This window comes from Mesorhizobium sp. WSM4836 (assembly GCF_055811815.1).
In genome coordinates this window covers 144,792-158,253 of record NZ_JBVVQF010000007.1, presented here as the reverse complement: position 1 = coordinate 158,253, position 13,462 = coordinate 144,792, and the positions used below count along the sequence as shown (strand labels likewise).

The window sequence follows — 13,462 nt, the reverse complement described above, 5'->3', positions numbered from 1 at the left end:
GTCCTTGACCTTGACGGATCAATTACTTAGGTTCTGCCGTTGCTTGTATCGATTTATGTTTTTGAGCTGATGGGACGGTTCGTATGGGGGGAAAGACACTTACGCGCGCCGACCTCGCCGAAGCCGTTTACCGCAAGGTTGGGCTGTCGCGTACTGAATCGGCCGAGCTTGTCGAGGCGGTGCTGAATGAGATCTGCGAGGCGATCGTTCGCGGCGAGACGGTGAAGCTGTCGTCCTTCGCGACCTTCCACGTCCGCTCCAAAAACGAGCGGATCGGGCGCAATCCCAAGACCGGCGAGGAAGTGCCGATCCTGCCGCGCCGCGTGATGACTTTCAAGTCGTCGAACGTGCTGAAGAACCGTATCCTGCGCTCCCATCAAAACAGCAAAGTCAAAGGCAGCAAGTAGACGTCCAATCCCCTTTGCCGAGAATCACGCTCCAGGCTTAGGTTGAAAAACGAACCTCTGCTTTTGCGCCGGGCTTGAATATTGTTTCATAAACCGCTGAAATAAGATGCGATTCGGTAGGCCGGATCGGTATTTGGGTGTGATCCGTTCCGGCGGGACGGAAAGGTGCTCTTTGTTAAGCGTGATGTCGCCCGAACCCAGTTCCCGCCTTTCGCGATCATGCTCTAGCGTGAGGATTCGCCCATGGACAAGAGCCCTGATGCTTTCCGCACCATCAGCGAGGTCGCGGAGGATCTGGATTTGCCGCAGCACGTGCTGCGCTTCTGGGAGACGCGTTTCAACCAGATCAAGCCGATGAAGCGCGGCGGCGGCCGCCGCTACTACCGTCCGCAGGACGTCGAACTGATCAAGGGTATTCGCCATATGCTCTACGATCAGGGCTATACGATCAAGGGCGTGCAGAAGCTGTTGCGCGACAACGGCAACCAGTTTCTGATCGCCGTCGGCAGTGGCGACATGGCGGCGGTCGAGGCGATCTCGCAGCGCCGACAGGCTGACACGGTACCGCTGACGCAAGCGGCGCAGCCGCGCGGCCCGGACGACGAAATGCTGGTCGGCCAGCCGAGGGTGAAACCCAGCCGTCGTTTTTTCGGCATCGGCAAGACCGACGAGGAAGGTCCGGTTCCACCGGACACGTCAAAACTTTCCCGTGACAATCGCGCGTTGCTGCAGGAGGCGCTGTTCGATCTCCTTGAATGCAAGCGCCTGCTCGATCAGGTTCGCTAGAGCCCGCCGGCCTGACTGGAACGGTCTTCAGGGTCATGCGTTAGGCTTCCTTCTGCAGGTGAAGGAAGCACAGTCATGGCATCGCTTTCGAGCATCTCCGATACCGATCTGGACAAGCAGGTCGCCGCCTTGACCAGGGAACTGGCCACCTTGAAGAAAGCCGTGTTGAAGCGGGGCGGCGCCTTTTATGAAGACGGGCGCGATACCGCGTCGGACTATTATTCGGATATCGCTGAGCGCCTAGGCGACGCCTTGCCGGCAATCAGAAGGCAAGGCCGGGCGATCGAGAAGACCGCCCGAGATCACCCGGCGACGGCGGCCGCTGTCGGGCTGGTTCTGGTCGGGCTGGTCGCCAGTCTGTTCCTCGGCAGCCGGCAGCAACAAGCACCGCGAGGGCGTTCAAGATCGGCACGTTGAGATAAGCAAATGGGGGTGGTCAGCGGACCGCCGCCATTTTTCGTCGACACGGCAAACCCGGCAAGCGCGCCGCCCTTGATCAAGGACCAGAACGCCTGCTTGCTGGTTGTCCGGCGAGATGTCAGTTCGCCGGCATCCGCCATTCATTCCGGCGTCGGTTCACGATGCCGTGACGCTATCTTTGATGCTTGGCAAATCACCGGCGAACGGGCATTCTCCCGATCGTCTCAGGCAACAACATGATTTGATCTAACTCTTTCATCCCACGGAGTTGCCAATGCCCCAAATAGCAAAACGCGAACCTTACTCCGAACTGGCGGCGAGCGCGGTTACGCCTGAACGCAGTGCGGTCCGAACCGCCCGGGAAGCCCGTAGATACAGCATCGAAGAGCTGTCCCTGGCGTGCGGGCTGGCAGCCTATGAGATTGCCGACATTGAAAGCGGCAAGGATGCCGATCCTTCGAAACGTCGGCGTATTGCCTCCGCGCTTCAACTTCCGGAAAGCGCTCTGTTTGACGAAGCCGTGTTGCCTGCCAAAAGGCGATCCGTGTCGTAGCGGCGTACCATGCTTTTATTCCACGAGCTCGCCATGGGTTGCCCTGGCGAGCTTCGTTTTTCCGGCCACCTGGTGGACTTGCCGGCCACCACGGCGAGGCCAGACGGAAATTGCTGGAGATGAGCCTCGAATCCGTTCGCGCCTTCTTCGCCGCACACGCGCCCGACATTGACGTCATCGTCACGGAGGCAAGCTCGGCGACGGTGCCTCTGGCCGCCGAAGCGCATGGCGTAGCGCCGGCGCAGATTGCCAAGACGATCTGCTTGCGCGCCGGCGACCAGACGATGCTGATCGTGGCCAGCGGGATCTCCAGGCTGGACAATCGCAAATTCAAGGACCGGTTCGGCGGCAAGGCGCGAATGCTGGATGCCGAGCAGGTGCTCGCCGCGACCGGTCATCCCGTCGGCGGGGTGTGCCCGTTCGGCCTACCGGCACCGCTCCCGGTCTACTGCGACATCTCGCTGCGCGCCTTTGACGAGGTCGTCCCCGCGGCAGGTGCGACGAATGCCCGCCGCGCGGCTCAGCCCGCAACGCCTGGCCGAACTCGTCGACGCCGAGTGGGTGGATGTTTCCCAATAGCCATTTATCCGGGTCGTGGGATCCGCTGAGCGTTACCGCTATTCGGTCTTCTGTGGCTCTTCTTTCTTGATCGTCTGAGCGTCTGCGGCAGTCGACATATCGGCCTTCTCGACGCTCGCTGTCCTCGTCTGCGTGTCGACCGATGCCTGGACCTTGGAATGCGCAGGGCAATCCGCAGAGGCAGCTGATATGGACATGGTCAGTGCCGCGGCTATTGCGAGGAAGGTCTTCATGATCATTCTCCTCTTTCGTTCCATGGATAAAGTTAGCCCGTCTGGCACCGGCCGCAAAATCACATTTGTTCACGCGCGCTCTTGCGCGCACGGAAGCTACGCCGGTCCAATAATTCAAATGGTTGCGCGGATCGCCGCTTGCCGTATCAAGACCCACCGGCTCCGGCCGGCGGATTTTTGTTAAAGATCTCGCCGCTAAGAGCCAGTCTCAAATCTTCGGCGCTGAGTTGACCGCTTTCAAATAAATCCATTACCCTGCGGCCGAGCACGTCTCTGCCTGGATCGCCGTCAGCGAGGCCTAGTTCACGGCATCGGGCATCAAGTGCCTTGTTCAACATGGTCAGCTCTGCAGGACAGGCAACTCCTTGAAGCGACATTGCATCTCTCCCGAAAAGGGCGAAAGGGCGTGTCATCTTCGAAGCGTCCGCTCGCCCTTACAACTGCGGACGACGGCAATTCAACTAGAGCCAACCTTTTTCGAACTCAACATTCGAACGTATTAAAAACGCCGCCCGCGCTCCAATGGGAGAATCCTGCTACAATACGGTATGGCCATCCGAATAGCGGTTGTCCTCGCGCTTCTTTTCGCCTTCGCCTACGGTTTCGCAAAACTCGCGGAACATTATGGCAGCGTTGGCGACAGGCCCTCTCCGTGTGAAGAATTGCCCTATCCTGATTGTCCTGATCCAAAAGCTCCTCCCCGGGACGAAACTAAGCCTTGAGCGCGTGCCTGTTCAGGCCAGGCCAGCCGTCGGCAATGAATTAATTTTTTCCAACCGACGGTTGGTGGACGCATTGCAGCTGATGCGCCTAGCGTTCGCCACGATCCGCGCGCACCGGGCATGCCCAACCCCCGAGTCACCCCTGCCTGATGCAAGGCGCCTGATCGAGTCCCGCCGTTCTGGCATGTGCGGCGGGACCTTTTTCATTGAAGCTGAAACACGGGCTCACGGTGAAGGTTGGCGTACGCAGCAAACCTTACCTAGCTACTACCGCGGTTTCTCTGCGGGCTTCTGGCTGGACTTCAGCATCCGTGCCTCGCGCACGAGTGATGCGTGATCAATTCCAATCATTTCGATGAGATCGCGCGCCTGCGCCTCCGTTATGCCGGCCTCATCGGCGAGCAGCCGCGCATGAAGATACTTGATACGCTCGCGGTCGGTCTCGTCCTCGCCCATTGGTGACAATCACCTTATTTGGCAATCAGTTTCGCTTTGCCGCCGTGCGTTCGTGCTCTTTCCTGGCGGATCTCCCTTGCCGTCCGATCGGCTCCGGCCGGCCGCCCGCCGGAGGGCCTTGGTGGCTTCCGCAACGCCCGCGCGGTCGTTGTCATTGGCCCGGATCACTTCGGGGACCTGATCTACGGCGATGCCATTCTGCCGCGCGAAATGCTCCACGTCGTGGTCCTGGCTGGACCGCGGGCGGTCTCGGTCGCGCGTGCTCTTGTCGTCGGCCATGTGGTCCTCCTGGTGGAGCTTCGGATCAATGGCAACGTGGGTAAGCAGCTTTCGTTGCGGCATCAACACGGAAAATGGTTGTGTTTGGGGTGCTCGCCGCAAGTGACTGTTCTGGAAGGACGCGCCGCCTGTTGCCGAGAGCGACGATCGCGAATTGCGCGAGTGGTGCAGATGGAGCGCGGTCGCGTAGGGCCGGATCGGACTTGCTCACATCTATCCGAATACCCAGGGAGGCACTAGGCTGGACTCGTGACCTCGAGTTCCCACTCGTCCGTTCCTCCGCCCCTGTCGGGCTGGAGAACGCTGCACCCTTGGGGCTGTTCAAAGTGCGCTTGCATCTTCCGTACGCCGACAAGAGGAGCCGTTGTATCGCCTAGCGTTAACCCGCCGAAGCCCGGCGGTGCTTTCTCAGCCGAGTGATCGCCGACTTGTCGACGGTGATCACCCCTCCGCAGTCAATCCGCACAGTGAGTTTGTTCGCTCCGCCATCGATGCGGGTGACGTCCCCAACAAGAACCACGCGGTCGCCAGCCCGGACTTTGGGTTGCGGATCAATCGTATAAGGATGGTCATACGAAGGAATACTCACTCTGGCGCGGCCGCTAGGGAGAATCGTGATTACGGTACCTGCCAGCGCAACTTCATCGCCGACCTCAAATCCGCGAGGCATGTCAACATGCAGCATGGTCTTCCTCCCCGATGCTTTCCTAATTAATGCTTTGCTAAATTAATGCCCGGCCACCCAGGTTGGTTGCTTGCAATCCACTTCGTACGGTTCCGCACAATTCAACCTGGAATGGCGACTGCGCAGCCCTCCGGTAGCGGAACGGCGGGCATCGCGACTGCGTTTCGGCCGTGCGGTGTCTTTAATATGCTTGCTGGAATTGACGCTTGAGGCATCGAGCACCGGGGAAGCGGACTGGTGCCCCTAACACCAGAACGTATTGTAGAGCCGCAGGGGGAAACCGATGAGGCGATCGGTGAAATGCTCAACGCGCTAGCGGGGGAAACCTTCGCCGCGCCGGACCGTTTATTCTGAACCAGGAGAGGTCGTTTCATGCCCAGGCGAGATGCAAAAAACCCAACGGCCGGACGGCCAAGGAGCCCTCGTTCGCGTCCCCTGAAAGGCGAGGAGACGGAAGTGAACCACATCGTCGAAACGCAAAGTATATCGCCGACCCAAGCGCGGGAGCTTGTGCGGCGTCACGGAAACGATTGGCGTAAGATCGATGAAGCCGCCAAGTCTTATAAGGACGACAGCTAAGCACTCACAAGACGGGGGTGGCGGTTGTTTGCCCTGCACCTAGTGCAACCACCGAAGTAGGTCAGCGTGCCTGCTTAACCGCCTGAAAACGCGCCCGAGCCGCGGTGAGAAGCATGATCTTATCGGTCATGCCATTCTGGAAAGCCGGCCAAGATCGGCTGCGAGCTTCTCAGCTGCCGGTGAGCCGGGCTCGAAAAGCCCTTCCTCGGACATCTGGAGGAAAACGGAATTTCAGCCTTCCAAGTCGGTCGGGTAAAGGGCTGGGTCAATGTTCATGCGATCAATTATCTGGGCCTCCTCGGCTGACGAGGGGTGAACGGAACGAACCCGGCGGCGCCGATGGTGGCTCGCCTAGATGGCCGGGATCGGCCGGTGGAATGGGTGGCAGAGCGCCAGCCGCGGACGCGGCTTCGGCGGGCTTCATGTTGCGCTGGCGGCAATACGAGTATGTCTGCATAGCCAGTTTGGGGGAACTGGCTAAGCCTTTGGATTTTAATGGTCGGAGTGGCCGGATTCGAACCGACGACCCCTTGACCCCCAGTCAAGTGCGCTACCGGGCTGCGCTACACTCCGGACCGGTCGCGATGTATCGTGATAGACTGGGTCCGGTCAACCGAATTCGGTTGCTGTTCTGCCTGAAGCAACAGCAACGGGGATTGCCGGCTGCTGCGCCGCCCGTAACTGCCACTGGTGGCGGTATTCGAGTGCGACGGCACCCCAGATCAGGCCAAGCAGAAGGTAGACATGGCGCCAGTGGTCGATGTCGATGAAGGTGCCGAGCCCGATATTGCCGATGTAGGCGACATAGGCGCATAGAAAATAAGGCTGCCACGGCCGGTCGCGCAGCAGAATGCGAAAGCCGGCGGCAATCGTCCAGCACGTCAGCGTCAGGAACGATACGAAGCCGAGCCAGCCGTAATCCATCAGCATCTTCAGCCAGATGTCGTGCGTGTCCTCGCCGAACATCTTGCCGAAGACGAGCGGGCCCATGCCGAACGGATGCTCCAGCGCCATCTGAAAGCCGATACTGTAGCGGGCGAAGCGGCCGAGGCGGGCGGTGTCGTAGCTTTGTTCGAGTTGCGCGCGGTTCGAGAACATCTCCGCGACGCCCGGCAGTTGCAGGATGATGATCATCGCGATGACCAGCAGTCCGACGGCGGCGATGGTCATGACGACGACGCGCAGCCTGAACTTGCCGCTGGCGCTCTGCAGGAACAAGGCACCGGTCAGCAGGATCGCCGAAACGGCGAACATGCCCCAGGCGCCGCGTGAAAAGGAAAAGAAGATGCCGCCGGTGATGATCAGCAGCGGCACAGCCAATCGAGGCATGCGGGCGGCCGAGCCGGTAAGCAGCAGATAGAGCAGGTAGATGCCCGGCAGCACCAGGAAAGGCCCGAACACGTTCGGATCCTGGAAGGCGCCGGCGGCGCGGTCGTATTTGGTGAATATCTCCGCTCCTGGAAAGGCATGGAAATAGCCGGCTATGCCGACCAGCGAAGTCAGCACCGCCGACACCACATAGGCGACGAAGATCACCCGATAGAGACTGGGTCGGACGGCCGTTACCGAAGCGAAGAAAACCGCGGTTAAGGCCAGGAACAGCGAGACGGCGAGATAGAGCGGCGTGCCTGTGAGGTCCGACATCTGCGTCATCGAGATCATACCGCCGATGTTCATGACCACCAGCAGCACCAGCAGCGGCACCGCCGCGCGCTGTATGCGCATGCCGAACAACGGCCACACCACGATCAGCCCGATCATATAGAGGTCGTATAGCGCCGGCTCGGCAATGACGAAACCGGACAGGAAGACGCCGAGGAAAACCGCCCCCGACGCAATCAGTGCGATCAGCTTGGCGTTGACGGCCGCCGCCGGCAATTCATAGGCCGTCGCGCTCAATACGCGTTTTCCGTATTGAGCAGGCGGATCGGCGTCAGGAACAGGATTCTTAGGTCGAACAAGAGCGACCAGTTCTCGATGTAATAGAGGTCGTATTCCGTCCGCATGCGAATCTTCTCGTTGGTGTCCATCTCGCCGCGCCAGCCATTGATCTGCGCCCAGCCGGTGACACCGGGCTTGACCTTGTGGCGAGCGAAATAGCCGTCCACCACCTCGTTGTAGAGGAGGTTGTGCGACTGCGCGGCAATGGCGTGCGGGCGCGGCCCGACCAGCGACAGCGAACCGAACAGCGAATTGAAGAACTGCGGCAATTCGTCGATCGAGGTCTTGCGGATGAAGCGGCCGACGCGGGTGACGCGCGGATCGTTCTTAGTCACGGTCTGCTTCGCCGTCGGGTCCGCCTTGTCGGTATACATCGACCGGAACTTGTAGACCTCGATGATCTCGTTGTTGAAGCCGTGCCGTTTCTGGTGGAACAGCACCGGCCCCTTGCTGTCGAGTTTGATCGCGATTGCGGTCGCCAGCATCACCGGCGAGAACACGATGATGCCGATGATCGAGAAGACGATGTCGAAGGCGCGCTTGGCGACAGAATCCCAGTCGTTGATCGGCTTGTCGAAGATATCGAGCATCGGCACAGAGCCGATGTAGGAATAGGCGCGCGGCCTGAACTGCAGCGCGTTCGAATGCGCCGACAGCCGGATGTCGACCGGCAGCACCCATAGCTTCTTCAACAGCTGCAGCACGCGCGATTCGGCGGTCAGCGGCAACGATACGATCAGCATGTCGATGCGCGCGATGCGGGCAAATTCGATGAGCTCGGAAATCGTGCCGAGCTTGGGATAACCGGCGACAACTGGCGGCGAACGCTTGTCGCCGCGGTCATCGAAGATGCCGCAGATGCGAATGTCGTTGTAGGGCTGCTTTTCGACCGAGCGGATCAGTACCTCCGCCGCCTTGCCGCCGCCGACGATGACGGCGCGGCGCTCCATTCGCCCGTCGCGCGCCCAGCGCCGGATCAGCTTCGACATTACAAGGCGGAGGCCCAGGATCAACACGAAACCTACAACGAACCACGTGCCGAAGAGCAGGCGCGAATAGTCTTCCGACATTTTCATGGTGAAGGCGGTCAGCGCCATCAAGGCGAAGGTTCCGGCCCAGACCAGCAGGAGACGGCCGAAATTGGCGATCGGCCGCATCAGCGCGACGATCTGGTAGCAGTCGGTGACGTCGAGCAGAACGACCGCGAGCAGCGAGGTGGCGGCGATCGTCAACGAGTATTGCCAGGCAAGATAGTTGAAAAAGCCGACGTAATAGAAATAGACGGCGAGACCTGACACCAACAGCAGCGCGAATTCCACCATGCGCAGGACGCCGCTCACCATGATCGGCGACATCGTATCGCGCCGGTATTGCGAGGCGACCTGGCGGGCGACGTCGTTCATGCCGCCGGCCGTGTTGTTCTCGGCAGGGGCCTCGAATTTGCGCACCGCGTCTAGCGAAAAACGGCGCGCGGGGTCGATTTCGTTCATGGGGCGTCCGTAGGTTTCCCTCAGGTGAGTAGCAAAAGAGAGCTAAGAAACCCTTGAAACAACAGATGGCTTTGGAGACGCTTTCACCGAGGGCGTTTTGCAGCCGCGTGGAAACCAGTTGCTCTATTGTTTGAGCGCGGCGAAATAAGCCTTTTCGATTTCAGCGGCCATTACATCGGCGCCGAAGCGTGCCTTGAGGTCGGCGAGGCCGGGCATCAGGCCTTTGTAGGTGTCGAGATCCGTCAATGCGGCGCTTATCTTGTCAGCAAGTTCGCGCGGGTCGGGCCGGATCAGCGCAGGCGAGCCGGTGTCGAAGATTTCCGGTATGCCGCCGACCGATGTCGCGACGATCGGCTTGCCGGCGGCGAGCGCTTCCAGAGCGATATAGGGCATGGCTTCCGCGCGCGAGGGAACGACGACCAGCTTGGCCAGCGCGAAGGCGAGCCGGGCTGGCATCGGCGGCAGGAAGCCGACATCCAGGCCGCGCTGATTCACCTGGGCGCGATAGCGCGGCAGGTCGTCGCCATCGCCGACCATCAGCGCCTTCAATGGGCGGCCGAGCCCGGTTGCGGCTATCCCCAGCGCATCGATGAAGATGTCCGGGCCTTTGAGGTCTCGCATCATGCCGATATAGAGGAGGTCAACCGCATTGTGCTCGGTCCGCACCGGCTCGAACTCGGCGGCGCGCAGGCCGTTGTGGACGAGAGCGTTCGGAATGGGCGGCTCGCCGACCTTCCTGCGATAAGTCCGCCGCTCATAATCGGAAACAAACAGCAGGCAATCGGTGAAGCGAACCATGAAGCGCTCGAGCGCGAAGAACAGCTTCCCCATGGCGGTGGTCTCGTCATAGTGGAGCGAGCCGCCATGCGGCGAATAAAGGCGGGCTACGCGAGACCTGGATAGCCGCAACAACGAGCCGAACAGACGGGCATAGACGCCACCTTTGGCGCCATGCCCGTGCAGCACGTCCGGCCGCAATTCTTTTATGATTCTGTAGGTGCGCCGGGCCGAGGCGAGATCGCCTGGCCCCACATGCCGCTGCATCGGTGTGCGGTGAATGCCGAGCGCCAGGCTGTCTTTCATCCGTTCGAACAGTCGTTCCTCAAAATCGCCGCCCGTCGTCGAATCGCAGACGATGCCGACGGCATGGCCGGCGGCGACCTGAGCCTCGGTCAGGTCGCGCACATGCCGGAAGATGCCTCCGACCGGTGATCGAAAGCAGTGGACGATCCTGAGTGTGTCCGCCACTTGGTCAGCACATCAAAACAGGCGTTCGCGAACGTAGACTGTATCGCCGGGCAACAGCGGGTCGGACGTCACCACGCGCCCGGTTATCACCTTGCCGTTGATGTCGCGGGTAATGTCGACGCTTTCCTGGTTGGCGCGCGGCGTGAACCCGCCGGCGATTGCGACGGCCTTCTGCACGGTCAGGCCCGGGACATAGGAATACTGGCCCGCCGCACCCACTTCACCCATGACGAAGATCGGTCGGTAGCGATCTATTTCGACAGAAACGTCAGGATCGCGCAAATAGCCCTGGCGCAGTTTCTCGGCGATCGCGCCCTCGAGCTGCTGGGCGGTGTGGCCGCGCGCCGGCACGTTGCCGACCAGCGGCAGCGAGAGATAGCCGGACTGGTCGACGCTGTAGGTATTGGTCAATCCTTCCTGCTCGAACACGGTTACGCGGACGCGGTCGCCGGCGCCGAGGCGATAGGGCTGGTCGAGAACTTCATGGAATGCGGCCGGCGTCGGCCGGTAGCTGGAGCAGCCCGAAAGCATCGATACGGCAAGCAGCGCGCGGAAAAGGGGAGCAGTGCTTTTCATGAGCGGACACGTACCTTTGAATAACCGGCGACTCTGCGGCAAACCTTAACGATCGAGCTCGGTTATCATCCTGTTAGGGTTAATGGCCGGTAAAGGCGCACGGTCGATGCGGGCCGGATCGACAAATGCAGATGATTTTCAGCCTCTTGTTTGTGGCTTATTAGTAGAGCCTAACGGGTTCTTACCGCGATATTAACGGCTGAGTTACCATAGTTGTTTACGGTGCATGCTGACTCAGTACCGGAGCAGGGATGCATGTCCGTTCAATCCGCGGCCGCAGATGTCGACGTCGATCTCAGGCAGCTTTTCGCCAGCCTGGCGCAAAACTGGCTGCGCATCGTTGTCGTCGCGCTGGTGGTAACCGGCCTGGCCTTTGCGCTCGCCTGGCTTGCAACGCCCGAATACAAGGCGGCAGCCAAGCTGGAGATCGGGCCTCGAGAATCGGAGTTCACGCGGCCAGCCGGGGCCAACGGCAACGAGCGGTCGATTCCCGACGAAGAGGCTGTGGCCACCGAGGTCCAGATCATCTCGTCCCCCGACATCCTCAAGCAGGTGGCGGCGAAGCTCAACCTGGCGAAATTGCCTGAATTTGACGAGGCGCTGAAGATGTCGGTGCTGAGCCGCGCCCTTGTCCTTGTTGGCTTGAAAAGCGATCCGTTCGAGATTCCGCTGGAAGAGCGTGTGCTGGACGCAATACATAGGAAGCTCAACGTCTATGGCGTTGAAAAAACCCGCGCGATCGCAATCGAGTTCTCGTCAGAGGATCCAAAGCTTGCCGCCGCGATCCCGAACGCCATTGCAAACGCCTATATCGCCTCCAAGGGCAACGCCAAGCTCGAATCGAATTCCGCCGCCACCGACTTTCTGGCGCCGGAAATCGCGGATCTGCGGAATCGGGTGAAGGAGGCGGAAGCCAAGGTTGCCGCATTCCGTGCGCAGTCCGATCTTTTGATTGGCGGCAACAATTCGGTGCTTGCCACCCAGCAGCTGTCCGAATTGTCGAGCGAACTGTCACGGGTGCGCGCCAACCGCGCTTCCGCGGAAGCGACCGCTGACGGCGTGCGCAGGGCGTTGCGCAATGGCGGCTCGCTGGATGCCGTTCCGGAGGTGTTGTCTTCCGATCTGATCCAGCGCCTGCGCGAGCGGCAAGTCGAACTCAAGAACAACATCGCCGACCTTTCCACCACCTTGCTAGACAATCATCCGCGCATCCGCGCGCTGAAGTCGCAGCTCGCCGATCTCGACCGCCAGATCCGCAACGAAGCGGAAAAGATCATGAAGGGTCTGATGGCGCAGGCCGAGACGGCGAAGGCCCGAGAGGCTCAACTCGTGGCCGACGTCAACACGCTGAAGGCGGCGTCCGCCCGTGCCGGCGAAGAGCAGGTGGAACTCGATGCGCTGCAGCGTGATGCCGCGACCAAGCGCCAGCAGCTCGATCTCTATTCGTCCAGCTATCTCCAGGCGGCCGCACGCAAGGATCGCAACTACCTGCCTGTCGACGCTCGCGTATTTTCGGAGGCCCAGGTGCCAACCGAACCCTATTTCCCCAAGATCGGTCCGATTGTCAGTGCGGCCTTTGTCGGCTCGTTGCTCATCATGGCGATTGTCACGCTGCTGCAGGAACTGTTTTCCGGCCGCGCCATGCGTCCGGCCGCCGGTGCCCATTTCGAGCGCATCGAGCAGGTTGCGATGCCGGCTGTCCAGGCCGAACGCGTGATGGCCGAGCCCGACCCGCCGGTTGCCCGGCCCGAACCGGCAGCCGCCGAGATCGATGAGACCGACGACGACAAGATTATCGAAACCAAAGTGGAGCCGGAACCCATCGTGGTGACGGAAGCGGCTGCCGAGAAAATCGAACCGGAGTATTCTGAAATGGCTGCTGGAGACATTGAACCGGCACGTTCTATCCTCGGCGAGGTCGACATCGACAAGGCTGCGGAAAAACTGATCGCCACCGGTGCCGCCCGCGCCATATTCGTGTCGCCGGAAGGCGACGAGGCGGCTGCCTCGGCGGTGCTGGTGGCGCGCGCAGTCTCCGATGCCGGGCTGCGCGTGCTGCTGCTTGATCTCACCGCTTCGGGTGCGGCCTCGCGGCCGATGCTGGACAGCGGGCTTTTTCCGGGCATCACCGATCTGCTCGCCTCGCAAGCGCAGTTCAGCGACGTGATCCAGCCCGATCTTTATTCGGACTGCCACGTGATTCCCATCGGCACAGCCGATCCGGTCCGCGCCATGCGCGCCGCCGACCGGCTGCCGATCATCATGCAGTCGCTGACCACCGCCTATGATCTGGTCGTGGTCGAATGCGGACCGGCCGACGCGCAGGGCATCAGCCGCCTGGTGGGCGAGGGGACCGAGGTCTTGCTCTCCATGCTGGAACCGGACGACGAGGTGACGCAGGCCGCGGTCGCGCTCATCGAGAGCGGCTATCCCGACCTGACGCTGGTCACGCCGATCGGCCATGTGGCGCCGGGGCCAATGCCGGGGCGGCGCTCGGCCGCCTGAGGC

The 13,462-nt window shown here is 61.0% G+C and carries 14 protein-coding genes, 1 tRNA gene and 1 pseudogene; 6 read left to right on the top strand and 10 right to left on the bottom strand.

The annotated features are described in order from the left end of the window. The first annotated feature begins 83 nt into the window (after nt 1-83). The 5 genes and pseudogenes from AC0L2P_RS11505 (at nt 84) to AC0L2P_RS11485 (ending at nt 2,745) form a co-directional block, all read left to right on the top strand. Nucleotides 84-407: an integration host factor subunit alpha gene (locus tag AC0L2P_RS11505; RefSeq protein ID WP_023674510.1), complete on the top strand. Its 324-nt coding sequence runs from the start codon at nt 84-86 to the stop codon at nt 405-407. 243 nt (nt 408-650) lie between these two features. Then, the gene (locus tag AC0L2P_RS11500; protein WP_473501318.1) at nt 651-1,193 is read left to right on the top strand and encodes a MerR family transcriptional regulator; all 543 of its coding nucleotides are present in this window, start codon (nt 651-653) and stop codon (nt 1,191-1,193) included. 75 nt (nt 1,194-1,268) lie between these two features. Continuing rightward, nucleotides 1,269-1,610, top strand: coding sequence for a hypothetical protein (locus tag AC0L2P_RS11495; protein ID WP_473501317.1), 342 nt, complete (start codon nt 1,269-1,271; stop codon nt 1,608-1,610). 277 nt (nt 1,611-1,887) lie between these two features. Further along, nucleotides 1,888-2,166, top strand: coding sequence for a helix-turn-helix domain-containing protein (locus AC0L2P_RS11490; RefSeq protein WP_473501316.1), 279 nt, complete (start codon nt 1,888-1,890; stop codon nt 2,164-2,166). Nucleotides 2,167-2,285: 119 nt separating this feature from the next. Continuing rightward, a pseudogene (locus AC0L2P_RS11485) lies at nt 2,286-2,745 on the top strand (YbaK/EbsC family protein). Between the two features lie 38 nt (nt 2,746-2,783). Here the strand turns inward: AC0L2P_RS11485 and AC0L2P_RS11480 are convergent. The 10 genes from AC0L2P_RS11480 to AC0L2P_RS11435 form a co-directional block, all read right to left on the bottom strand. Next, nucleotides 2,784-2,978, bottom strand: coding sequence for a hypothetical protein (locus AC0L2P_RS11480; protein WP_473501315.1), 195 nt, complete (start codon nt 2,976-2,978; stop codon nt 2,784-2,786). Nucleotides 2,979-3,124: 146 nt separating this feature from the next. Beyond that, nucleotides 3,125-3,355 carry a hypothetical protein gene (locus AC0L2P_RS11475; RefSeq protein WP_473501314.1) on the bottom strand — a complete coding sequence of 77 codons (231 nt, stop codon included), beginning with the start codon at nt 3,353-3,355 and terminating at the stop codon, nt 3,125-3,127. Between the two features lie 612 nt (nt 3,356-3,967). Continuing rightward, nucleotides 3,968-4,156: a hypothetical protein gene (locus tag AC0L2P_RS11470; protein WP_473501313.1), complete on the bottom strand. Its 189-nt coding sequence runs from the start codon at nt 4,154-4,156 to the stop codon at nt 3,968-3,970. Between the two features lie 9 nt (nt 4,157-4,165). After that, complete coding sequence (locus AC0L2P_RS11465) at nt 4,166-4,435, bottom strand: hypothetical protein (RefSeq protein WP_473501312.1); 270 nt, start codon at nt 4,433-4,435, stop codon at nt 4,166-4,168. Nucleotides 4,436-4,814: 379 nt separating this feature from the next. Then, entirely contained in the window at nt 4,815-5,120 is a 306-nt protein-coding gene (locus tag AC0L2P_RS11460) for a hypothetical protein (protein WP_473501311.1), read from the bottom strand. Between the two features lie 1,075 nt (nt 5,121-6,195). After that, nucleotides 6,196-6,272 (bottom strand) — tRNA-Pro (locus tag AC0L2P_RS11455). A 36-nt stretch (nt 6,273-6,308) separates the two neighbouring features. After that, nucleotides 6,309-7,598: an O-antigen ligase family protein gene (locus AC0L2P_RS11450; RefSeq protein ID WP_473501310.1), complete on the bottom strand. Its 1,290-nt coding sequence runs from the start codon at nt 7,596-7,598 to the stop codon at nt 6,309-6,311. Then, nucleotides 7,595-9,130, bottom strand: coding sequence for an undecaprenyl-phosphate glucose phosphotransferase (locus tag AC0L2P_RS11445; RefSeq protein WP_473501309.1), 1,536 nt, complete (start codon nt 9,128-9,130; stop codon nt 7,595-7,597). The genes AC0L2P_RS11450 and AC0L2P_RS11445 overlap by 4 nt, the downstream gene beginning before the upstream one ends. Before the next feature lie 123 nt (nt 9,131-9,253). Further along, the gene (locus AC0L2P_RS11440; protein WP_473501308.1) at nt 9,254-10,378 is read right to left on the bottom strand and encodes a glycosyltransferase family 4 protein; all 1,125 of its coding nucleotides are present in this window, start codon (nt 10,376-10,378) and stop codon (nt 9,254-9,256) included. A 12-nt stretch (nt 10,379-10,390) separates the two neighbouring features. Beyond that, nucleotides 10,391-10,954, bottom strand: a complete 564-nt coding sequence (locus tag AC0L2P_RS11435; protein ID WP_473501307.1) for a polysaccharide biosynthesis/export family protein — start codon at nt 10,952-10,954, stop codon at nt 10,391-10,393. A gap of 255 nt (nt 10,955-11,209) precedes the next feature. Here AC0L2P_RS11435 and AC0L2P_RS11430 point away from each other — a divergent pair, with 255 nt between their 5' ends. Beyond that, nucleotides 11,210-13,459, top strand: coding sequence for a GumC family protein (locus AC0L2P_RS11430; RefSeq protein WP_473501306.1), 2,250 nt, complete (start codon nt 11,210-11,212; stop codon nt 13,457-13,459). The last annotated feature ends 3 nt before the right edge of the window (nt 13,460-13,462 follow it).